The sequence below is a fragment of the Vibrio sp. J1-1 genome (assembly GCF_021728395.1).
Taxonomy (GTDB): domain Bacteria; phylum Pseudomonadota; class Gammaproteobacteria; order Enterobacterales; family Vibrionaceae; genus Vibrio.
The window spans coordinates 100,966-123,703 of sequence record NZ_JAKKCM010000011.1 but is presented as its reverse complement, the minus strand read 5'-3'; the positions used below and the strand labels follow the sequence as shown (position 1 = coordinate 123,703).

Genomic DNA, 22,738 nt, shown 5'->3' with positions numbered 1-22,738 from the left:
AACCAGATGCTAAACTACGCGTCTGTTTTACTTAGTGATTAAAGGTAATTTGATGAACCCGATTCTTGCAATGCTGAAAGAAAACAATATCAGTGATGCTCAGATTAATGAGCTATTTCAGGCGTTGACGCAAAACCCTCTTGCAGCAATGGCAACTATCAGCCAGTTGGGTCTACCTCAGGAGCAGCTTCAAGCATTGATGGCGCAAGTGATGCAAAATCCTGTGTTAATTAAAGAAGCTGTTGAAGAGTTAGGTTTGGACTTTTCAAAAGTTGTTGAAGCAAAAGAAAAACTTCAGCAATAACAAAGTAAACTCAAACAACGATAAAAAGCCGCTAAAACATTAAGTTGTTTTAGCGGCTTTATTTTTCAGCACTTTTTGTTCGCTTGTCAGCTAGCTCGGTTAACCATATGCAACACTAGGGAACCACAACACCAATTGTGGCCATACGACCAGACAGATTAATGCGACTAACTGGATAGCGATAAACGGCATCACGCCGCGATAGATATCCTTTAGGGAAACCCCTTCAGGGCAAACACCTTTTAAGTAGAACAAAGCGAAGCCAACTGGTGGTGTAAGGAAGCTGGTTTGCAGCGCCATTGCGACGAGCATAACAAACCATACCAGACTTGGGTTATCCACCACGCCATGACCGTCAAGTTCAATTCCTAAGCTTGCCACCACTGGTGCTAACAACGGCAGTGCGATAAGGGTGATTTCTATCCAGTCGAGGAAGAATCCAAGCAGGAATACGATCAACAGAATAAACGCGATAATGCCGTATTGACCGAAAGGTAAGCCACTCAGGAATGACTCAATCAGTTCGTCACCACCTAACTCCCTCAGAACCAAGGCAAAACAGGATGCACCCAAGAAGATCATGAATATGTAGGCGGTTGTCCCATAGGAAGAGAGCAGAACTTCTTTCAGAACTTTTAAGTTGAGCTTCTTGTTATAAGCCGCAAGTAGTGTCGCACCTAAAGCGCCTATGCCAGAAGCTTCTGTTGGTGTTGCAATACCTGCGAAAATTGAACCTAACACACAGAAAATTAGGATAACTGTCGGTGTGATAGCCTTGAATACTTGCAAGATTAGGCTCCAATCAACAGGTTCTACATTTTCTGGAATCGGCGCTTTGCTTGGTGTCATTTTACCAACGGTAAGGATATACATAATGTATAAGCTACCCAGTAACAGTCCCGGCATAATCGCGCCCATAAATAGGTCGCCAACCGACAACCCCAGTTGGTCTGCCATAATCACTAACATGATGGATGGCGGAAGCAGTATTCCCAATGTACCTGCTGATGCGACCGTTCCAAGTGCCAGAGGAAGATGATAGCCCTGACGCATCATGCTCGGCAGAGACATCACCGTTAACAGCACAACCGATGCACCAATGATGCCTGTAGAGGCGGCGAGTATGATACCAATCGCCATCACGGTAATGGCTAAGCCGCCGTGCACTTTACCGAATAGCGCCTGCATCGAGGTCATCAGTTTTTCGGCAATGCCGGACTTGTCGAGCATGTTGCCCATAAAGATAAACATCGGCAGGGCAACTAATATCCAGTTATCCATCACCTTATAAATACGGTTAACAACGAGACCGAGGGTGGTGTAATCGAGCCCGGTAAACGTGTCTAGATAAAGGTCGGCAAAATAACCGATTGCTGCGAAGACGATGCCAATCCCACCGAGCACGTACGCTACGGGAATACCAGTGAATAACAGCAGGATGAACGAGACAAACATGGCGATAACAATCCATTCATTCGCTTCCATGATTGTCTCCTTTAGTTAAGGTATCCAGATCGCGTAATAATTTCGCCACCATTGAGAGCAGCAGCAAGCTAAAGCTCAAAGGGATCACGGCTTTTATCATCCAGCGATAAGGCAAGCCGGAAGGTGCGGCTGAACTCTCATTGACTCGCCAAGCTTCATAAGCGAAGTCGTAGGAATGGAGAATAACGACAACGACGAATGGTGCCGCGAGAAACAGAATACCGAGTATGTCGACTAGGGCTTTTTTGCGAGCGGAGAACTTGTGATAAAACAGGTCAACTCGAACGTGCAAGTTGGTCACCTGTGCATAAGCGGTTCCGAACATGACTGCCGTGGCATAGAGGTGCCATTGCAGTTCTTCAAGCGCAATCTGCCCATTGGAAAAGACTTTGCGCATTACGACCTGAATAATGATCACCGCAATTAAAGCGAGGTTTGTCCAAGCTAACGCTTTACTCGCGGAAATAACCAGCCTCTCGATTTGAAAATAGAGTGGAATGGTTGGGGAAGAATATAGCACTTTGCTCATTGGCTACTCCTCAAGGCCAGCGAGAGACGCTGGCCTTGTATTAACATCGACTATTGGTTCTGTGTTTCACGAGGCAGGAAGCCGTTCGATGACCACAACGCGTAACCCTTACGGAAATTGTTCAGGTCGGTCCAAACTTTGTCGAAGAATGGGTCTTGTGCTTTTTTCTCTTCAACTACTTCCATCCAAGTGTTCTTGAATAGATCCAACATCTCTTGGTTCCAGTAACGAATCTCAACACCATTTTGTTTCGCTTTTTCCATCGCGGCGTATTGCATCGCTTCACCTTCTGCGATCGAGTAAGTCATTGCCGCCATACACGTGGTTTCGACTGCAGATTGCTGTGTGGAACTCATGCCATTCCAAGTGTCTTTGTTAATCAACAACTCAAACACCGTTGATTGTTGGTGCCAGCCAGGGAAGTAGTTGTACTTAGCTACTTTGTGGAAGCCTAAGCGGTCATCAACGGCAGGTTGAGAAAATTCAGAAGCGTCAATCGCCCCTTTCTCAAGCGCCCCAAAGATCTCGCCACCTGGGATCTGGACCGTACCCACACCGAGTTTTTCCATCACAGACGCCCCTAATCCGTAGAAGCGCATATTGAGACCTTTTAGATCCTCTGGTTTTTCAATAGGTTTTCGGAACCAACCTGATGTTTCAGGAGAGTTCATCGCACAAGGCATCACTTTGACATTAAAGCCACCTTGGTCATACATCTCTTGATAGAGCTTCAAGCCGTTACCAAAGAAAAGCCACGCCATAAACTCTGGGGCTTCTGGGCCAAAAGGAATAGACGAGAAAATTGCTGAGGCTGGAAGTTTACCTTGCCAGTAGCCGGAAATGGCATAGCCAGCGTTCACTTTACCCGTTGAGACCGCATCGAGAATCTCTGGTGGGTTGACCAACTTGCCCGGTTCGTAGATTTTCATTTTGATAGTGCCGCCGGACGTTTGTTCAATTCTATCTGCAAACCATTGGATAGGGGTGCCTAGAGCGGGAAGGTGGCTACCAAAGGCAATAGGGGTTTTTAGCAGTACCTTCTTATCAGCAGCCTGAGCACTAACAGAAAGACCAGAAGCGGTAAGCATTAACGCAGTAGCAATGGCAACTTTCTTAAGATTCATGGAGATCTCCTTGTTTGGGTATTCCTTGTTAATATTGCTAAATGTGAACAGAGCGTATTAATTGGTGTTAATGCAATGTTACATTGAGCTTTAGTTTAGGAAGGAGATTGGATGCTCTCCATTAGCAAAATTGCGCAAATTGAGTCGGTATTAAGTGCAATTTTGGATAAGAAGATTCAGTAAAACTACGTACAAGAACGGATTCGAAAAATGGGATTGGTTAGCAACCGCAGGCTTACAATAAACATCATATTACTTTCCATCGTTCCATTGATTGTGGTTGTGGTCATCGTTGCAAGTATCTTATTTAGTCAGGCAAAACAATTAGTTGATGACCAAGTTGCATTAACACGACTCAATGTCTTGTCGGTCAAAAAGCAAGAACTAAAGCAGTACGTAGAAATGGCAGTGAAAAGTATCAAGCCATACTACGAGGATGAGTCATTATCTCCCCAAGTCGCTAAGCAACTAGTGGCCGAAAAATTGAGCCAACTCACATATGGGGAAGACGGGTACTTTTTTGTCTACAGCTGGCAAGGTGATGCTTTAGTCCTGCCTTATCAACCAGAAAGGGTTGGTCGAAATTGGTGGGGCGTGGAAGATCTTACGGGCAAAAAGCTGCTTCAGGAGCTGATTCAAGCAGGGAGAGCGGGGGGCGGGTTTGTTAATTACCTCTGGCATAAACCATCGACAAAAGAACCACTACCCAAGTTGAGCTATGCTATTTCTCTTGATAAATGGCAATGGATGGTTGGAACTGGTGTCTACATAGACGATATCGAGAAACAAGTCGCTCAGATGGAAAATGGCTTCGATCAGAATATCGGGAAAACCAGCAGCGTGCTGTTCGTATTGATGTTTGTCGCGATTACAGTCATCGCAGGGCTGGGAGCTTCACTGAACCTTAACATGCGTCGTTTAGCTAATGAGCAGCTCAGTGTTTTAAACCAGCAGATTATTGACTCACAGGAAAACGAGCGGCATCGAGTCTCACGAGAATTACATGACGGAGTAAACCAACTGCTGGTGGCCGCCAAATATCGCTTGGATAATGTGATTAAAGAGCAAGATGATGAGAAGAAAGAGCTTGAGTTAGATGCGAGTAAAAATGCCATGGAACAGGCGATTGTAGAGGTTCGACGTATCTCAAAAGATTTACGACCCCCTCAGCTGGATGACTTAGGATTGGTTGCAGGTATAGAGGCCTATCTGAATGAGTTACGTGAGCGTACTCAATTAGAGGTGGTATTTGAACACGATATCGAAGGTGAAGAGTTTCTTCCTCAAGTAGAAACCACACTTTATCGAGTCGTACAGGAAGCGTTGCACAACGTAGAAAAGCACGCGAATGCGCAAGGTGTCGATATCATCATGCAGCGTGAAGGAAGGATGTTGATTTTGACCGTCAGCGATGATGGTGTCGGGATCCCTGTGAACCATCTCAAAGCGTATAAAAACAAGCAATCGACGTTAGAGCATATGGGCCTGCAAAATATGAAAGAACGAATTCAAGCTATTGGCGGCATGTTTGAGGTTAATAGCGAATCAGGACAAGGCACGGAAATTCGTGTGAGTTTAAACATGGAGTTTATATGATTAAGTTGGTACTGGCCGATGATCATAGGTTAATGCAAGACGGGCTTAAATCACGGTTAGAACGAGAAGATAACTTAGAGATCCTCGACTGCGTTGGAAATGGCAAGGATGCTTTGAAGAGTACAATGACCTTAAAACCGGATGTGTTGCTTCTTGATATCAATATGCCAAAGCTTAATGGGATTGAAGTGTTAGAGAAGCTGACAAAAAGCGCCAGTAAAACGGCAGTAATCATGCTCTCTATGCATGATAGTCGCGACTATGTTATGCGATCGATCAAAGCCGGCGCTAAGGGCTACGTATTAAAGGATGTTGGTTCAGAAGAGTTAGTTTTGGCAATAAACCAAGTCGCTGAAGGTCGTTCGTATCTATGCTCACAAGCGTCTGATCGTCTTCTCGAACAGATCAACCAAAAGCCTGAGCCGAGCGATAATACACTGTCAAAACGTGAGTCAGATGTGTTGAAAGCGATCACCAATGGTGCCTGCAACAAGGAAATAGCTGATTCGCTCCATATTAGTGTTCGTACGGTAGAAACGCACCGACTTCGGATTAAAAAGAAGCTCGGAGCTACGTCTACAGCGGCTTTGGTTAAGCTCGCACTGCAGAAAGGATTAGTAAGCTAATGGTCGCAAACTTACTGTCGAGCCGTCAGCCGATCTTAGATAAAATTGTGTTTTTCTGCGCGGTTGTTCGGTTAGGTTCCTTTCGTGAAGCCGCATTGCAGCAAGGGATCTCGCCAGCCGCGGGGAGCCGTTGGGTGAAAGAACTAGAAGAGTCGCTTTCTGTTGAGCTGATAAAACGAAGCACTCGCCAACTGGTGACCACACAAGCAGGCCAGCTTCTGTATGATAAATTCGCCCCTTTATTGCCTGATATTGCAAGTTTATGTGAAGAGGTACAAAATTTAGCTGAAGAACAGCAAGGTGAAATCAAACTCTCTTCCACGCCGCTATTCGCCCGGCAATATTTAACTAAGATCGTCGCTGAGTATATGACGCGCCATCCCCAGGTTAATTTCAGAATTTTTATAGAAGCGGGAGAGTTTAACCCTCTCAATGTCGACTTTGCGTTTCGTGCTAGTGCGAGTTATCAAGGTGAGCCGGAGCAAGACTCGCTGCTGGTTAGGCGTCGTTTGCTAAGGGAGCCTTTGTATCTGTGCGCATCCAAGTATTACTTGGCGCAGCATGGAACGCCCAAAAATCCGCAAGAACTCAGCCAGCATCGTTGCTTGTATGCTCGAACACTGGTAGGCGGAAATCGTTGGTGTTTCGAGTTTCAGGGTGACGTAGAAATTGTGACCATTTGTGACACCTTGGAGTGTGACAACAGTGAAATGCTTCTGGATCTTGCCCTGGAACACGCCGGGGTTGCCTATCTTCCGCACTCTCTGGTTACTGACTCAATTGAGCGTGGTGAACTGGTTCATATACTACAAGATCATCAATGTGCCAGTTTCGACATCAACATGTTTTACCGTCCACGGACCCCAATGCCAGAGCGTTGTAGTGGCTTCAAAGAATATCTCTATCGGCGAGTAGCCGAGTTATCTGATCATTCCTAATATGAAATTCTCAATCTCTATTTCTGCAATTAACATCTTGGCAACTTCGCACTAAGCTGAAAACCAATAAAGTACAGTAACTAAGGAAGGTTAATGTGGTTACTAAATTGACAGCAGAACAAGCGGCAGAGTGGATTGAAGATGGTGACGCGGTGTTACTTGGCGGTTTTATTGGTAGCGTAGTACCGGAAGCGATTGAGCGTGCGATAGGTGAACGTTTTAGAAAAACTCAGACGCCTAGAGATTTAACTTTGTTATTTGCAGCAGGGCAAGGTGACGGCCAAGGCAGGGCAATCAATCACTTAGCTGAGCAAGGGTTAGTGAAATGCGCCATTGGCGGTCACTGGGGGCTGGTTCCTAAACTTCAGCAATTAGTGGTAGATAACCTAATTCAAGGTTACAACTTACCTCAAGGTATCATCTCCCATTTACTTCGAGACACCGCAGCAGGTAAGTTAGGCACGGTGAGTAAAGTTGGCTTAGGTACGTTTGTTGACCCACGTTTAGAAGGTGGAAAAATCAATCAGGCTACGTCCGATGATTGGGTAGAACTGATTGAGCTCGGCGGTGAGGAGCATCTTTTTTATCACAAGCTACCAGTGACGGTTTCGATTCTTCGCGGTACGACCGCAGATGAAAATGGCAACATCACTATGGAAGACGAGTGTTTGATCGTCGAAAGCCTAGCAGCTGCACAAGCGGCACGTAACAACGGCGGCAAGGTCATTGTCCAAGTCAAACAAATAGTCCCAGCAGGAAATCTTGATCCTCATGCTGTTAAGATTCCAGGAATCTTCGTTGATGCGGTGGTGGTGTGTGACGATCCAAATGAACACATGCAAACGTTCGCGACCGTGATGAACTCAGAGTTTGTTGGTATTGAAAACTCTAGTGACAACGTCACACTAAGCTCATCCCCATCGACCCCATCAAAGCTTGAAGCAAAAAACATCATTGCCCGTCGTGCAGCAATGGAGCTTGAACCCAACTCCATTCTCAATTTGGGCATTGGTACCCCTGAATACATCGCTGAGGTCGCTAAACAAGCCGGAATACTCGATCAATTTACCTTAACGGTTGAACCCGGAGCCGTCGGTGGCACCCCGCAAAGCGGTTTAGATTTTGGCGCTTCGCGTTTACCGCAAGCGATTATCGGCCAAGATCAGATGTTTGATTTCTATGATGGTGGTGGTGTTGACCAAGCGTTTCTTGGCTTAGCCCAGAGTGATGTGACGGGAAATATTAATGTGTCGCGCTTTGGTAGCAAAATTGCCGGTTGTGGTGGGTTTATTAATATTACTCAGAACGCCAAAAAAGTTTACTTCTGTGGCACCTTCACCGCGCAAGGCGTAGCTGTGGAAGTGGACAATCAGGCTGTGAATATCGTCCAAGAAGGCAAGCAGAAAAAGTTCATCAAGCAGGTTGAGCAAATCACTTTCAGCGCAGCCCAAGCGTTAAGCAATAATAAACCCGTGATGTATATTACTGAGCGTGCTGTCTTCCAACTGTCTCACTCTGGATTAGAGCTGATTGAAATCGCCCCTGGTGTGGACTTAGAAAAAGATATCCTTCAGCAAATGGAATTCACACCTGTCATCAGTCCTTCACTGAAAGTAATGCCAAATGCCATCTTTCAGCCATCATTCGAATTTAAGCTATAAACGCTGGGTAACTATTTAATTTCTACTAAAGGATTAGGATATGTTTGAAAACAAAGTCTGCATCGTCACTGGCGCTGCACAGGGTATTGGCCGTGCCATTGCAGAACGATTTGCCAACAATGGTGCACAGTGTGTTTACGCCTTGGATGTGAACGCTCAAAGTCTACAAAGTGCGTTTAGCGCTCATGAAAATGTTAAACCAGTCGTCATTAATATCTGTGACAGACAGGCGATTCAAAATTTGGTTGAAAACATCAGAGAAGCGCATTCAAAAATTGATGTTTTAGTGAATAACGCCGGGGTTACCCGTGATGCATTATTGGAAAAAATGACGGAACAAGACTGGGATTTCGTGATCGATGTTAACCTCAAAGGTGTCTTTAATCTCACCCAAGCTGTCGCACCAATGATGATGGTAAACAACTATGGTTCCATCGTCACCATGTCTTCGGTGGTGGGGACTGATGGCAACATTGGTCAGACTAACTATGCAGCAACCAAAGGTGGTGTGATCGCGATGACGAAAGGCTGGGCAAAAGAATTCGCACGGAAAGGCGCTCAAGTTCGCGCTAACTGCGTTGCGCCGGGCTTTATTGAGACGCCGATGACAGCCGATTTACCAACCAAAGTCCTCGAATTAATGAAACATAAAACGCCACTTGGCAGAATGGGCACTGTAGAAGACATTACCAATGGTGTCGAGTTTTTGGCCAGTGACAAATCCAGTTTCATTACTGGGCAGGTGCTAAAGGTGGATGGCGGTTTAGTTTTGTAATTTTGCTTAGGGACAAATATAGAATGATGTGAGTATCTATGGTCCTCTTCACTATAGGGTAAGAGGTATTTAGCTCTCCCCATATTGGTGATTCATGCACGTAAAAGCGATTTGTTTATTCGTTATAGCGCGTATTCAGCAACGATATAAAAGTAGTTTTAAAATATCATCTTAATAATCAATAGATTATGTTTTTTAGGTTTGGGTGGTACAATCGTTGCAGTGATTTAGTTTTAATGTTTCATTTGCTTCTCTTTAGTCGAATAACACTTGGTAAGGTATGTTTCAACTGAGACAGTAAAGTTAGACATTTACATTAACGATGCGCTCTTTTATGGAGTGACCGGAAATAGCTAATGACAAACAACAATTCTTTAAGTGCACGTATTACTGAATATTACTCTTCACTGAGTGAAGGGAATAGACGCATCGCGGATTTTCTTCAGGTGAATCCTGAAAAAATATTGATGTTATCCACCAGTGAAATTGCCGAGGAATGTCTGGTATCTAAGACGAGTGTCAGTCGCTTTATCCGCAAACTGGGTTATGACGATCACGTGGCATTGCGAAATGAAATGATGTCTGAGCGTGATAAAGGCAACCCAGTGATCACTGGAGAACTGCAAGATACGGGTTTCTGTCAGGATGCTGTATCACTTGAAAAGTTGTGGATCCAGATAGCGGAAGGGAACACGGCGCACATTATTAGCAAGTTAGCGACGGCAAAGCGGATAAAGATTATTGGTTATCGAAATAGCTATCCGTTAGCGATGCATTTTCGTCAGCAGTTAGCTCAATGTCGTCAAGGTGTTGAGCTGTTGCCTCTTCCGGGACAAACCATTGGAGAAGACTTAGCAACAATAAATGAAGATGACTTCGTTATTTTGTTTGGGATTCGTCGTCGTGTGGCGAACTTTGAACAAATTGTTGAATTTCTTAAACCCTATGATTGTTTGTTGATCACCGATCAATCAGGCCAAAAGTATGCGTCGACGGTAAACGAGGTCTTCGTTTGTTACATGAATAATGAGCTGCCATTAGACAGTTATGCGGTTCCGATGAGCCTTATTCATTACTTTGTAAACGAAACTTTTCTGTTGCTAAAAGAGGAGGCTTCAAACCTCAGTCAAAAGATAAGCTCCAATTATCGTCAGTTAAGTGAATTGGAATAAATAGATTAACGACCTACACGCTTTCCTTAAAAATAGCTGTTGCTGAGTTAAGTAACAGCTATTTTTTTCTCCTCACATCACTCAAGAAACGACGATCTTTAGTTATTTGGCAAGGACGTTGTTCTGCACTGCTACATTGTGGTGTTTTATGCACCAAAAATGATCTTCGTTTTCGAATATTATAAGTATTTTATGGATGATCAAACTGAAAGTTATAAAAATTTCCTTTAAAAACAAAGTAATAAAAGATTTGTTTTAAATGGGTACGAACGTTGCAGTGTGCTAGAAAAGTGTTTCAATCGTATCTTACTTGTATAGGGAAATAGCCATGAAATTATCTAAATTAATGTCTTTAGTTGCCGTCGCAGCAGCGTTAGTCACCAATATTACGCCTGTATCTGCAAATCAGTTGGAAGTTATCAAAGAAAAGGCGCTACTTAAAGTTGCGGTTCCACAAGACTTTCCTCCTTTCGGTTCTGTAGGGACAGATTTAAAGCCTCAAGGTTACGACATTGATATGGCGAAATACCTGGCTAAAGAATTAAATGTAAAAGTGGAACTAGTACCCGTTACGAGTGCGAACCGTATTCCTTACCTACAAACTCAGAAAGTTGACTTAGTTATCTCAAGTATGGGTAAAAACCCAGAGCGTGAAAAAGCGATCGATTTCAGTGACGCATACGCTCCATTTTTCCTTGGCGTATTCGGTACTTCAGACGAAAAAGTGGCTGAAGCTGCAGATCTGGCTGACAAAACCATTGGTGTGACTCGTGGCTCTGTTGAAGATATTGAACTAAGCAAAATTGCGCCACAGAGTACAACGATCAAGCGTTTTGAAGACAACAACGCGACATTGTCATCATTCCTATCGGGTCAGATTGACCTCATTGCAACGGGTAACCTTGTGGTTACTGAGATCGCGACTCGATACCCAGCTAAAGCACCAGAAGCGAAGTTCATGCTGAAAAACTCGCCTTGTTATGTCGGTGTGATGAAGGGTGAAAGTGAACTCGTTGAAGAAGTGAACAAGCTCATTTCAAAAGCGAAAGCAGACGGAGTATTGGAAGAACTATCTCAAAAATGGCTAAAAGCGCCTTTCCCTAAAGATCTTGGCGCATAAGGAATAAGTTCAATGAGTTACCAGTTAGAATTTACTGGCTTGGCTCCCTACCTGCCACAGTTTGTGGCAGGTTTACGGACAACCGTCGAGTTAACCGTCCTTTCTACGGTTGCTGGGTTAGCCGTGGGAACCTTGTGCGCTGCAGGGCGTACAAGTAAGCAAGCATGGTTACGTTGGTTATGTGCCACCTATATAGAGTTAACACGTAATACACCGTTTATTGTTCAGTTATTTTTTATCTTTTTTGGTTTACCAGCACTGGGCGTTAAGTTAAGTGCGTGGGAAGCTGGCTTCATTGCTATGGTGTTTAACCTCGGCGCCTACAGCGCGGAGATCATCCGTGCGGGTATCGAAGCAACGCCTAAGGGCCAATGGGAAGCAGGTAAAACGCTAGGCTTAACCAGACGACAAATTTTCACTCGTATTGTATTGCCCCCTGCTTATCAGAAGGTTTATCCGGCGTTGGTCAGTCAGTGCATTATTGTCATGCTTGGCTCCGCCGTTGTTTCTCAGATCTCTGTTGAGGAGCTGACTTTTGCGGCTAACTTTGTGCAGTCCAGAACCTTTTTGAGTTTTGAGTCTTATGCTGTTACTGCACTGATTTATCTTGTCCTTGCGATCTTAATGCGTCAGTTCTTCGCGATGATTAAAGCTCGCGTATTCAAAAACCCAGCGCTGTAGGAGAAGACGATTATGATGCAATTTACAGACTGGGACATTCTGCGCAACTTACTACTTGCAGCGCGTTGGACCGTACTACTCTCCATGATTGCTTTCATAGGTGGTGGTCTGGTAGGGCTTAGTCTTACTTTACTCAGAAGTATGAAGAACATTCACCTTGGTAAAGGCATTCAACTGTACGTTGAACTCTTTCAGGGAACGCCACTTCTAATGCAGCTCTTTATGGCGTTTTTCGGTTTGTCTCTGTTGGGAATAGAGGTAAGTGCTTGGTCCGCAGCCGCGTTGGCGTTAACCCTATACAGCAGTGCCTATTTTCACGACATTTGGCGGGGTTGTATTGAGGCGTTACCTAAAGGTCAATGGGAAGCTTGTCGTACGTTGGGTCTTAATTACATTCAGAGCATGCGTAACGTCATTATTCCCCAAGCATACCGAATTGCCATTGCACCGACGATCGGCTTTTCCGTTCAAATCGTCAAAGGCACCGCGCTCGCTTCGATCATCGGTTTTGTTGAGTTAACTAAAGCAGGAACCATGCTCAATAACGCAACATTCCAACCATTTAAGGTATTTGCCATGGTCGCAGTGCTTTACTTTATTATCTGTTTCCCTCTGTCATTATTAGCTCGTCATTTGGAGAAAAAAACCTATGTCTCTCGTTAGTGTTGATCAAGTACATAAGTACTATGGTGAAAACCATGTTCTCAAAGGTGTGGACATGAAAGTTGAGGCAGGCGAAGTTGTCTCTATTATTGGCCGCAGTGGTTCTGGTAAGAGTACGTTGCTGCGTTGTATGAATGGTCTGGAAACCTATCAGGATGGCGCTATTGTCGTCGACCGCCAGGCCGTGGAAGATGATGATTACAAGTTGCGTCTACTTAGTCGAAGTGTTGGTATGGTATTCCAGAGCTTCAACCTTTTTCCTCATATGACAGTGGGTGAGAACGTGATGTTAGCGCCAAAACTGGTAATGAAAAAAGATGCAAAAGCTTGTGAAGCTCAGGCGAGGGAGCTACTTGAAAAGGTCGGCTTAGCGGATAAATTTGACGCCTACCCGGCTAACTTATCTGGTGGACAGCAACAGCGTGTTGCGATTGCACGATCTCTTGCGATGAACCCAAAAGTGTTGTTGTGTGATGAAATCACCTCTGCACTCGATCCGGAGCTGGTCGGTGAGGTACTAAAAGTGTTAGAGCAGCTAAAGAAAGAGGGAATGACGCTCATTCTGGTTACTCATGAAATGAACTTCGCACGTGAGGTTGGTGATAGAGTCGTGTTCATGAACCAAGGGAAAGTATGGGAAAGCGGTCCTAGCGAAGAAGTTTTCGATGCTCCTCAAACTGAAGAGTTGCGCAGCTTTTTATCTGCAGTGAAGTAAAAATAGTCTCTTAGCCATCTTACCCACCAAAATAGCGCATTTGGTGGGTTTCCTTCCTTCGAAAAATAGTCACAATCGCTGATACTTATTTTCATAATCTAACATTCTGATTTTCAAACTTATTTGTATGACTATCTTTAACGAAAGAAATGGGTTGAACAATAATTAAACAATTGAACGGTAATCACAAACAAAGTACTTTGATTTAAATCGAAATGTAATAGTATAACGTTACGTTTATTTCACTGCTCTTGTCGTGTACTACTTCCATCATCTTAAGCTAAAAAAATTGCTGCTCCTCGCGATGCTCTTACTCCCTTTGGGGTTGAGTGCGATTTCGCTTGTGCACTCGATGGAGATGGATAAAAACGTTCACGAACATCATACCTGTGAAGTGTATGAAGCCATTTGTCACGCTTTAAGCTCTTACTCTTCTATGTCTGTGCCGTCTGATGAGGCGCAATGCTATCAGATCTTCGATATCCAGTTCACGGCTCACGTTTCTTCAGAGCTTCCGCGAACGCGATCACCACCTCATTTCGTCTAATGCTATCTCCATTTAGGAGAACCCAACATTTTCATTTTTATACCCCATAACCTCGTCACGGCTTGGTATTTCGACGTTGGTCAGGCTTGTGCTTGTAAAAGATTCACAACGAGACAACTGTTACGTGCACTCGTCATTTGGGGAAAATAGCGTCTAAAAATACGTTAGGGATCGTTATGACCGAAATTTCTTATGCTTCTATTGCGAGAAAGAAGAAGCTTATTCGTGGCCTAGTTTTGGCTACTGTAGTCGTTGCAGCAGGCGCTGCTATCACATTAAATAATCAAGAAGCATCATCTGAGCAGCTTACGCCAAATAAGAGCAATACATTATCGATTAGTGGCCCTTGGGAGGTTTCCAGCGTAGACCCTTCCAAACAGGGCTATATGTTAACTCGCATGCAGGTCATAGAAACGCTGCTCAATGTTGATAATAAAGGGATTGTTACGTCAGGGTTGGCGAGTAAATGGCACAGCAGTGAAGATGGATTATCGTGGTATTTTACTCTGCGAGACAACGTAACGTTTCATGATGGCTCCAAATTAGACGCAGCAGCAGTTGTTCGCAGTCTTACTTTCGCACAGCGTAAACATGGCACACTCAACAAAGCAGAGGTTCGCAGCGTCTCAGCGGTGAGTGATAATGAGATAAAAATCGAATTGAGTAAACCTTACGCTGCATTTGCCTCACTGTTGACCAACTATTCTAACGCTATCTTGTCGCCTGCATCTTACGAGCCTAACGGAGCCGTAAAAACACTTTACGGTACGGGGCCATATCAAATGGAAAGCTTTGCACCGCCGCACAAGTTCTTGGTTAAAAAGTTTGATGGTTATTGGGGGGAAGAAGCAAAAATCGATTTCGCCACATACTTGACGGGCCATCGTGCAGAAAGTCGTTTGCTGCAGGCGAAGTCTGGCGAAGCAGATATCGTATTCAATCTTGAACCATCCATGCTAGGACAGCTAAAAACAGGAAACGAGGTTAACGTTCACAGCGACCTGATCCCACGAACCATGTTTGTAAAAGTGAATGCCGGTCATCCTTTCCTAGATGACGCGAGAGCTAGAAAGGCATTGAGTATGGCTATTGATCGCGCGTCGATTGCAAAAAATGTGCTTGGTGTTCCGGGCTCAGAAACCACGCAGATCATGCCAAGTTCAATGTCTCAATGGTTTATTGAAGACGTTAAAAATGATGATTTTAATCTACAACAGGCGAGTTCAACCTTGGCTGAGTTAGGTTGGGAACGTGGAGAAAGCGGTATCCTTGAACGTGATGGTGTGCCGTTTAAACTGACGATGATTACCTATGCAGACCGCCCTGAATTAACAACAGTCGCAACAGCTATTCAAGCTCAATGGGCCAAGCTAGGCGTTGATCTAAAAGTGGATGTTACAAACTCAAGTATGATCCCAGCTGGTCACCAAGATGGTTCTCTAGAAATGGCATTGATTGCACGTAACTTTGGTTTCAGTGCGGATCCGCTGCCGATCATCAGCTCTGATTTTACCAGCGGAGGTGGTGACTGGGGGACGATGAACTGGGAAAACGCAGAAGTGGACAGTACGATTGAGCGTTTACTTGCTAATCGTGATGCCACTCGCGCCTTTGAACTTAGCCAAAAAGTCGCGAAAGCGATCTATCAAGATTCTCCGGTCATCGCGGTATCAAGTTATAGCCAGCATACCTCAGTCAACAAACGCGTTAAAAACTTCAAGTTTGATCCGTTTGAGCGTAATTACTTCATCAATCAGATGGAAATTAACTGATGCTGTTAAGGATTTTAAGAAAGCGACTCTATCAGTTAATTCTGGTGGCTTGGGGCGTCGGTACACTCACCTTTTTGCTGATGCGAAGCCTGCCTGGAGACATGGCATATCGAATTGCGGCAAGTCGTTATGGTCAGGATAATGTGGACTCTGCTGCTGCTGACCTTGTGCGACAAGAACTCAATCTGGACCAGGGGTGGTTCAGTAGCTATGTAAGCTGGCTGGGTGATTTGTTGCAATTTAACTTAGGTAATTCTCTCGTTAGTGGTTTACCTGTTAGTGAAGTCGTCCTACACCAGCTTGGTCACTCTTTGCTTCTTGCTGGGTTTGGTATCGCGTTATCCATTTTGATTGCGCTTCCTCTTGGAACCTGGTCAGCAAACAAGGGTGGTCTGGTCAATTCTCTTATGGTTTGGTTTTCAACCTTTACCCGAGCAATGCCAGTATTTGTGCTTGGATTGGTGCTGATCCTTATTTTCGCAATCAATTGGAAATGGTTTCCTGTCGCGGGGTTTGGTACCTGGCAGCACTTGGTTTTGCCAAGCGTTACTTTAGCTGTCAGCTTGGCCGCAGTTTCTAACCGAGTTGTGCATAGCAGCGTTAGAAACGTTTTGCGATCTCCGTTTTACACATTCTCGCGAGTTAAGGGGTTAAGCGAAAGACAAACTTTCTACCGTCATGGTTTAAGAAATATGGCCGTACCCATTGTGGCGTTTGTCGGAATTCAGCTAGTCAGTGTGATCGAAGGGATCGTGATGATTGAGTCTCTGTTTTCTTGGCCGGGCGTTGGTCATGGTCTCGCACACGCGATTTTTGCGCGTGACATTCCCGTTATTCAAGGTTGTGCGCTGACAATGGGCATCCTATTTGTGTTCCTCAACAGTATTATTGATGTGCTGTGCTACTGGATTGATCCAAGAGGTCAGCAAGAAAAATGATGAAACAATTTACATTAAATCAAAAGCTCGGATTGGCACTGTTACTAGGGCTGTTTAGCTTTTCACTTTTTGTCGGGTGGCTGTCACCGTACTCCATTGATGAGCAAAATCTTTCTATTCGACTATTGCCACCAAGCGGTGAACACTGGTTTGGTACCGATCATTTTGGGCGAGATATGATGACGCGTCTCGCAAGCGCGATTGGCTTATCTTTTACCCTGAGTGTGTTGTGTGTCATTAGTTCTTCGATGTTGGGCGTTGCCTTTGGTGTTTGTTCAGCATGGGCAGGAGGCCGCGTCGAGCAGGGGCTGGATATTGTCGTCAACATCTTATTAGCGCTGCCGGGGTTAGTCTTAGTTCTTCTGTTGTCAGCCATTGCTCCGGGATCATTCTTGGTTATGTATCTGGCGATTTCATTGGTTCAGTGGGTTGAATACTACCGAGTGACACGCGCTATCACACGCACTGTCATTAACAGCCCAGAGCGACAAGTCTCTGTGATGATGGGATTCGGTAAATGGTATCAGTTCAAACGACATATCTGGCCTGCGCTCTCTTCTTCGATCTTTACGATGGCGGCTTTTGGCGGTGCAAATGCCATCTTGATGATGGCTTCTTTAGGCTTTGTTGCGGTCGGTATCCAGCCGCCTCTTGCCGAACTAGGATTGATGAGTGTCGAACTCTTCCCGTTCTACGTTGACGCCCCTTGGGTATTAGCTCAGCCATTACTGGTTGTCGCGTTGTTGGTATTGGGCTTTCATTTATTAGCAGGAGCGAGCCGTGAATCTCTTAATTCAACTGAATGATTTATCGATCAAAGCAAAAGACGTCGAGCTTCTCCAGCCGCTGTCATTGAAGCTTTATCAAGACAAGCCTGTCACCATTCTCGGTCAGACGGGATCAGGCAAAAGTTTGTTAGCGCAGGCCGTGATCGGTCTATTACCAAGCTCACTGTCACAATACGGAACCGTTGCAGTCTTTGGGAAAAAACAGGATCAACGCTCTCTGGTAAAACTGTGGGGAAGTGAAGTCACGATGCTCCCTCAGGAGCCTTGGCGCGCACTTGACCCATTAATGTCTGCATACAAACAAGTGGCTGAGGTTTATGAATGCGTCAAGGGGTTAGATGAAGAGACGTCTTTTCATCGAGCCATCGATGATTTGGATAACATAGGGCTTAAAAGTAGTGCGCATAAACGACCGGGCCAGCTGTCGGGCGGTATGGCTCAGCGCTTAGCGGTCACTGCGGCAACGTCGGGTGGCGCTAAGCTGATATTGGCTGATGAACCTACCAAAGGCCTGGATGTCAGCCGTCGAGATGACATCGTTCGTCTGCTGCTCCAAAGCGCTCAGGGTGGCGGTTTACTATCCATCACTCACGATATCGATGTTGCGCGCCAAATCGGTGGTAACATCATTGTGATGAAAGAAGGTGTCGTTGTTGAGCAAGGAACCGCAGAGCAAGTGTTGAATCACCCTCAGCATGAGTACACACAAGCGTTAATTAGTGCGGATCCAAAGCATTGGAATGAACGAGAGAAAAACTTATTTTCTAATGCACCAGTGCTGAAGGTGGACAACCTTTCGATTGGGCGCGGTAATACTGTGCTTTCTCAAAGAATCAATTTTACGATTCATGAAGGGGAAGTCATTGGCGTCGTCGGTGATAGTGGTTGCGGAAAAAGCACACTAGGAGACACCTTACTTGGCTTATTACCTGCGTTGGACGGTACAGTAACGAAGCTGGCACCTAACACTATGCCTTATCAATGGCTTAAGTTGTTTCAGGACCCACCCGCTGCGTTTACTTCTAGTGTGACGCTTGGTGTGCTATTGGAAGATTTGGTCAAGCTGCACAAGATAGACCGAAAACGCATTCCACCATTGATGGAGAAACTGAAACTTGCTCCCGAACTACTAGATAGAAACAGCACTGGGGTATCTGGAGGAGAATTACAGCGGTTTGCCATCCTTCGGGCTTTATTGCTGGATCCGGTATTTTTGTTCGCGGATGAGCCAACTTCAAGGCTTGATCCCATTATTGCTCAAGAGGTGACTGACTTGTTGGTTGACCTGGCAAAAGAGCAGGGATGTGCGTTGTTGCTAGTCAGCCATGATCCAAACCTGATTGAAAAGTGCTGCGATACCGTTATTAGTTTGAATTAAACATCGGCATACAGAAACAAAAACGCCTTTGGCAGCTAAAGCCAAAGGCTTTTTTTACTCCTTAACTCCCTCACATTATTTCGTTAAGTTGCTTGGTAACCGTTTAATAACAAGGTGCCATCACGAAGTTAAACTTCGTGATATTTACTTTAGGTCAGCATTTGGTGAAATACTCTTGATTAAGTCGGTTTAGACTATTTCTATCTCGATCATGGGTATAGAATTTAATGGATTACATTGGATGAATAAGAGCTAACCATTGAAGACGAAAATAAAAGCAAAAATCTTTGCCTTATCTGCTGCGGCATTGCTGCTTAACGGGTGTGCTAGCTACCGCATCACTGAACGAGATATGAATCAATATCTCCAAGACAAAGCGACGATTAATCAATCCGTTGGGGTTGAAAACGTCATGTATGCGCAAGTATCAGTAGATGACCTTGAGGTTAAAATTGGCCGAGTAGACAATGAACGTATTTCGGTGTTTGCTAACACAACGGCGGATATACAGTTTTTAACTCAACGAACGGTAGGCTTAGATCTCGATCTTGAATTTAGCGCGATTCCTAAATACGACCAAAAAACGGGTGAAGTGTTTCTGCAATCACTTCGTCTAGAGAAGTTTGAAGACAAAAGCAATTTGCTGACTCCGGAAATTAGCAATCTAATTAAACCGGCTGTTTCGATGATCGGCTATGCACTATCAAATCAGCCGGTTTACAAGCTAGAAAGTGATAAAGTGCAGTCCATTCTACTGAAGTCGGCAAGCCCTAACCTAGTTATTAAAAACAACCAATTGGTGATTGAGTTGTTTGATTAGGCACTCATTCAGTAGCAATCCGCCGTAGACTTGTCGGTTAAAGCCTCGGCGGAATGCAGAACAACAACTTCTATTCGCTCTTGCGTAAATTTGTGTCTAGTTCAAGACACAATACTCGCAACGCTTCAATACTCTCTGCCGACATGCTCGATCTCGATTCAAGCTTCGCGGTCAACTCCTGCGCATCTTCCTGTAACTGACTACCTTTTGGTGTCAGTGAAATGACTTTCTTACGTTCATCCAAATCAGAGACTTTTCGAGTCAATAGCCCTTTTAATTCCAAACGCTTAACGATTGGAGTCAGAGTCCCTGAATCCAAATGGGTATCCTGGGATAGATCTTTCAGACTAACGTCGTTTTTGCACCAAAGTGAGTGCATCACAATGTACTGAGGGTAGGTGAGGTCGTATTCGTCAAGCAGAGGTCGAAATGCACGCACCAAAGAATTGGTCGCTGTGTACAAAGCAAAGCATACGTTATCTGATAATTTTTCGGCCATGAATGAGTCCAGTTTTAAGCAAGGATGCAATATTAACAAATTCTAAGTAATTTAAAATACATTGTGCGCTAATTATTTTTGAGCAAAATAGTTGCATTCTTCATGCTCTCAAGTTAACTTACTCGCAAATAGTTTGTGCGCAAACTAAATTGTGACGCAATTAATATGATTATCTAAGAGGTGATAGCTGTTTATTACCAACAGTTAAACGCACATTGAAGCAAAAGTAAGAGAGAGCAATATGATCAGCCAGCAAATCCATTTAGCATCACGCCCAGTAGGTATGCCAACAAAAGAAAACTTCAAATCTGTTGAAGTAGAATTACCGGCAATTCAAGAAGGCGAAGTGTTAATTAAAAATACTTGGATGTCTGTTGACCCGTACATGCGCGGCCGTATGTACGAGAGAGAATCGTACATTCCACCATTTGAAATTGACCAAGTACTGGAAGGTGGCGCAGTTGGCGAAGTTATCGAATCAAAAAATGACAACTTCCCAGTAGGTTCAAAAGTCAGCAACATCAGCGGTTGGCGTACGACTTTTATCAGTGATGGTACCGATTTAACCTTGTTGCCATCGGTAGGTTTACCAGACCAACACTTCTTGGGTGTTATTGGTATGCCTGGTTTAACAGGTTGGGTAGGGCTATTTAAAGTCGCTCAGCTTAAGCCGACGGATACCGTTTTTGTCTCTGCAGCATCTGGTGCGGTAGGCAGCGTGGTTTGTCAGCTTGCCAAACTGCATGGCTGTAAAGTGATTGGTTCAGTAGGGTCAGATGAGAAAGCTGAAATGGTGAAAGCAATGGGCGCAGATGCGGTTATTAACTACAAAAAAGTTGATGACTTGACGCAGGCGCTACGCGAAGCAGCACCAGAAGGCATTGATGTGTATTTTGAAAACGTCGGCGGTGCGCATCTAGAAGCGGCGCTTGAAGTTATCAACCCATACGGTCGTATTCCTGTATGTGGCATGATTGCAGACTACAATGCAGACAAGCCTCAACCGGGACCAAGCAACCTACTGCAAATCAACACGAAGAAGTTGACGATGCAAGGCTTCATTGTAATGGATTACTGGGATCTCGCGGGTGAGTTTGTTGAACAAATGGGTCAGTGGATCAAACAAGGCAAAGTGAAGTCTGAAGAGACGGTATACGAAGGTCTAGCAAATGCTGCTGAAGCGTTCATCGGTCTATTCGAAGGCAAAAACAAAGGTAAGATGCTGGTTAAGATGTAACAATCTTAACAAGAAGCAAAGTCAATTTTCAAAGCCAGTCAGTTAATCTGACTGGCTTTTTTACATTCGATATTTTTTGCTTGGACCAATGGCTAGCCACTTGTCGCTTAAATAGCACAAACTACATGAAAAGCTTACAAAGTCACGATATCCTAGCAGAACAATAAAGTAGCCTGTGCTCAGGTTCCGACAGCCCCATAGGCATACTAGAAAGTTATGGCAAAAAGTGAATTCGAATGAAGTTTATCCATACCTCAGATTGGCATCTAGGCCGACAGTTCCACAACGTTTCATTACTCGATGATCAGCAAGCGGTTCTCGACCAATTGATCTCATACATTGAAGACAACCCAGTCGATGCGGTCGTAGTGGCAGGGGATGTGTACGACCGATCTGTGCCGCCAACCGTTGCCATCGAATTATTAAATCGTGTGGTAAAGCGAATTTGTACTGAGCTTAAAACACCGATGATTTTTATTTCTGGTAATCACGATGGTGCCGAGCGCTTGGGATTCGGCTCTGAACAGATGAAAAACTCGGGTTTACATATCATCAGTAACTTTGAAGATATGCTTTCGCCTGTGGTGATTACGACCAAGTCAGCTGGTGAAGTCGCGCTCTATGGTATGCCATATAACGATCCTGAACAGGTCAGGTTTGCTTATAAAGAAGCGGTTTCTACCCATGATGAAGCGCACAAACTATTGGTGGAAAAAATTACTGAGCAGTTTCAGCCACAACAGATAAAGGTGCTTATCAGCCACTGTTTTGTTGATGGGGCAATTGAGTCGGATTCGGAGCGACCACTTTCTATTGGAGGTTCTGACCGCGTAAGTCATGAGCACTTTCTGGATTTCGACTATGTCGCTCTTGGTCATTTGCATCAGCCTCAGAAGAAGGGGGAGGAGTACATTCGCTACTCCGGCTCTTTGATGAAATACAGTTTCGGTGAGCAGAACCAAAAGAAAGGCTTCACGCTGGTGGAAATCAATCAGAGTGGTTTTGCTTCTGCTGAGCATATTGAGCTTGTTGCCCCCCATGAGATGCGAATTATCGAAGGTGAATTAGAACAGGTCATTGAGAAAGGAAAAACAGATCCGAAGAGTGAGGACTATCTACTCGTTCGTTTGATGGACAAGCACGCTATTTTGAATCCGATGGAAAAACTGCGCGCGGTCTACCCAAACGTTTTGCATTTAGAGAAACCGGGTATGTTGATCGGTGTGGAGCAGGAGATGGCACAAGCCAAACTTGCTCGCAGTGAAATCGATATGTTCCGTGACTTCTTTAGTGAAGCGCAGGACAGCCAGTTATCACAAGAACAAGAACGAGCCGTCAACGATATTATCAAGCAATTGTCACAGCTGTAA

At 44.6% G+C, this 22,738-nt stretch carries 22 protein-coding genes; 18 read left to right on the top strand and 4 right to left on the bottom strand.

Annotated features, from left to right (window positions below; translation table 11 throughout):
* Positions 1-52: 52 nt before the first annotated feature.
* A complete protein-coding gene (locus tag L3V31_RS17215) occupies positions 53-304 on the top strand; it encodes a DUF2999 family protein (RefSeq protein ID WP_014234113.1) in 252 nt (83 codons plus the stop codon).
* A 99-nt stretch (positions 305-403) separates the two neighbouring features.
* Here the strand turns inward: L3V31_RS17215 and L3V31_RS17210 are convergent, their stop codons facing one another.
* From L3V31_RS17210 to L3V31_RS17200, 3 genes are read right to left on the bottom strand one after another with little or no spacing between them, the layout of a single operon-like run.
* The gene (locus L3V31_RS17210) at positions 404-1,789 is read right to left on the bottom strand and encodes a TRAP transporter large permease subunit (protein ID WP_237317747.1); all 1,386 of its coding nucleotides are present in this window, start codon (positions 1,787-1,789) and stop codon (positions 404-406) included.
* Complete coding sequence (locus L3V31_RS17205) at positions 1,776-2,318, bottom strand: TRAP transporter small permease subunit (protein WP_237317745.1); 543 nt, start codon at positions 2,316-2,318, stop codon at positions 1,776-1,778. The genes L3V31_RS17210 and L3V31_RS17205 overlap by 14 nt, the downstream gene beginning before the upstream one ends.
* A 50-nt stretch (positions 2,319-2,368) precedes the next feature.
* Positions 2,369-3,442: a TRAP transporter substrate-binding protein gene (locus L3V31_RS17200; protein WP_237317744.1), complete on the bottom strand. Its 1,074-nt coding sequence runs from the start codon at positions 3,440-3,442 to the stop codon at positions 2,369-2,371.
* Positions 3,443-3,652: 210 nt separating this feature from the next.
* Between L3V31_RS17200 and L3V31_RS17195 the strand changes: the two genes are divergently transcribed.
* The 15 genes from L3V31_RS17195 to L3V31_RS17125 all read left to right on the top strand — a co-directional run bounded on the left by L3V31_RS17195 (position 3,653) and on the right by L3V31_RS17125 (position 19,632).
* Complete coding sequence (locus tag L3V31_RS17195; protein WP_237317742.1) at positions 3,653-5,038, top strand: cache domain-containing protein; 1,386 nt, start codon at positions 3,653-3,655, stop codon at positions 5,036-5,038.
* Positions 5,035-5,664 (top strand): response regulator transcription factor, encoded by a 630-nt coding sequence (locus L3V31_RS17190; protein WP_237317740.1) that lies wholly within the window; start codon positions 5,035-5,037, stop codon positions 5,662-5,664. The genes L3V31_RS17195 and L3V31_RS17190 overlap by 4 nt, the downstream gene beginning before the upstream one ends.
* Complete coding sequence (locus L3V31_RS17185) at positions 5,664-6,602, top strand: LysR family transcriptional regulator (RefSeq protein ID WP_237317738.1); 939 nt, start codon at positions 5,664-5,666, stop codon at positions 6,600-6,602. Before L3V31_RS17190 ends, L3V31_RS17185 begins: the two co-directional genes overlap by 1 nt.
* A 95-nt stretch (positions 6,603-6,697) precedes the next feature.
* Positions 6,698-8,263, top strand: coding sequence for a CoA-transferase (locus L3V31_RS17180; RefSeq protein WP_237317736.1), 1,566 nt, complete (start codon positions 6,698-6,700; stop codon positions 8,261-8,263).
* Between the two features lie 40 nt (positions 8,264-8,303).
* A complete protein-coding gene (locus L3V31_RS17175) occupies positions 8,304-9,038 on the top strand; it encodes a beta-ketoacyl-ACP reductase (protein ID WP_237317735.1) in 735 nt (244 codons plus the stop codon).
* 356 nt (positions 9,039-9,394) lie between these two features.
* A complete protein-coding gene (locus L3V31_RS17170) occupies positions 9,395-10,210 on the top strand; it encodes a MurR/RpiR family transcriptional regulator (RefSeq protein ID WP_237317732.1) in 816 nt (271 codons plus the stop codon).
* A gap of 328 nt (positions 10,211-10,538) precedes the next feature.
* Positions 10,539-11,330: a transporter substrate-binding domain-containing protein gene (locus L3V31_RS17165; RefSeq protein WP_237317731.1), complete on the top strand. Its 792-nt coding sequence runs from the start codon at positions 10,539-10,541 to the stop codon at positions 11,328-11,330.
* A 12-nt stretch (positions 11,331-11,342) separates the two neighbouring features.
* Entirely contained in the window at positions 11,343-12,011 is a 669-nt protein-coding gene (locus L3V31_RS17160) for an amino acid ABC transporter permease (RefSeq protein WP_237317729.1), read from the top strand.
* A gap of 12 nt (positions 12,012-12,023) precedes the next feature.
* Positions 12,024-12,674: an amino acid ABC transporter permease gene (locus L3V31_RS17155; protein ID WP_237317727.1), complete on the top strand. Its 651-nt coding sequence runs from the start codon at positions 12,024-12,026 to the stop codon at positions 12,672-12,674.
* On the top strand, positions 12,661-13,389 hold the full coding sequence (locus tag L3V31_RS17150) for an amino acid ABC transporter ATP-binding protein (protein ID WP_237317725.1): 729 nt from the start codon (positions 12,661-12,663) through the stop codon (positions 13,387-13,389). Before L3V31_RS17155 ends, L3V31_RS17150 begins: the two co-directional genes overlap by 14 nt.
* 723 nt (positions 13,390-14,112) lie before the next feature.
* A complete protein-coding gene (locus tag L3V31_RS17145) occupies positions 14,113-15,708 on the top strand; it encodes an ABC transporter substrate-binding protein (protein ID WP_237317723.1) in 1,596 nt (531 codons plus the stop codon).
* Between the two features lie 2 nt (positions 15,709-15,710).
* On the top strand, positions 15,711-16,646 hold the full coding sequence (locus L3V31_RS17140) for an ABC transporter permease (protein ID WP_237317784.1): 936 nt from the start codon (positions 15,711-15,713) through the stop codon (positions 16,644-16,646).
* Positions 16,643-17,452 carry an ABC transporter permease gene (locus tag L3V31_RS17135; RefSeq protein WP_237317721.1) on the top strand — a complete coding sequence of 270 codons (810 nt, stop codon included), beginning with the start codon at positions 16,643-16,645 and terminating at the stop codon, positions 17,450-17,452. Before L3V31_RS17140 ends, L3V31_RS17135 begins: the two co-directional genes overlap by 4 nt.
* Positions 17,427-18,812: an ATP-binding cassette domain-containing protein gene (locus L3V31_RS17130; protein ID WP_237317719.1), complete on the top strand. Its 1,386-nt coding sequence runs from the start codon at positions 17,427-17,429 to the stop codon at positions 18,810-18,812. Before L3V31_RS17135 ends, L3V31_RS17130 begins: the two co-directional genes overlap by 26 nt.
* 259 nt (positions 18,813-19,071) lie before the next feature.
* The gene (locus L3V31_RS17125; protein ID WP_237317717.1) at positions 19,072-19,632 is read left to right on the top strand and encodes a DUF1439 domain-containing protein; all 561 of its coding nucleotides are present in this window, start codon (positions 19,072-19,074) and stop codon (positions 19,630-19,632) included.
* A 70-nt stretch (positions 19,633-19,702) separates the two neighbouring features.
* Here the strand turns inward: L3V31_RS17125 and L3V31_RS17120 are convergent, their stop codons facing one another.
* The gene (locus tag L3V31_RS17120; RefSeq protein ID WP_237317716.1) at positions 19,703-20,131 is read right to left on the bottom strand and encodes a MarR family transcriptional regulator; all 429 of its coding nucleotides are present in this window, start codon (positions 20,129-20,131) and stop codon (positions 19,703-19,705) included.
* 241 nt (positions 20,132-20,372) lie between these two features.
* Between L3V31_RS17120 and L3V31_RS17115 the strand changes: the two genes are divergently transcribed.
* Complete coding sequence (locus L3V31_RS17115) at positions 20,373-21,368, top strand: NADP-dependent oxidoreductase (RefSeq protein ID WP_237317714.1); 996 nt, start codon at positions 20,373-20,375, stop codon at positions 21,366-21,368.
* Positions 21,369-21,604: 236 nt separating this feature from the next.
* Positions 21,605-22,738 (top strand): exonuclease SbcCD subunit D, encoded by a 1,134-nt coding sequence (locus tag L3V31_RS17110; protein WP_237317712.1) that lies wholly within the window; start codon positions 21,605-21,607, stop codon positions 22,736-22,738.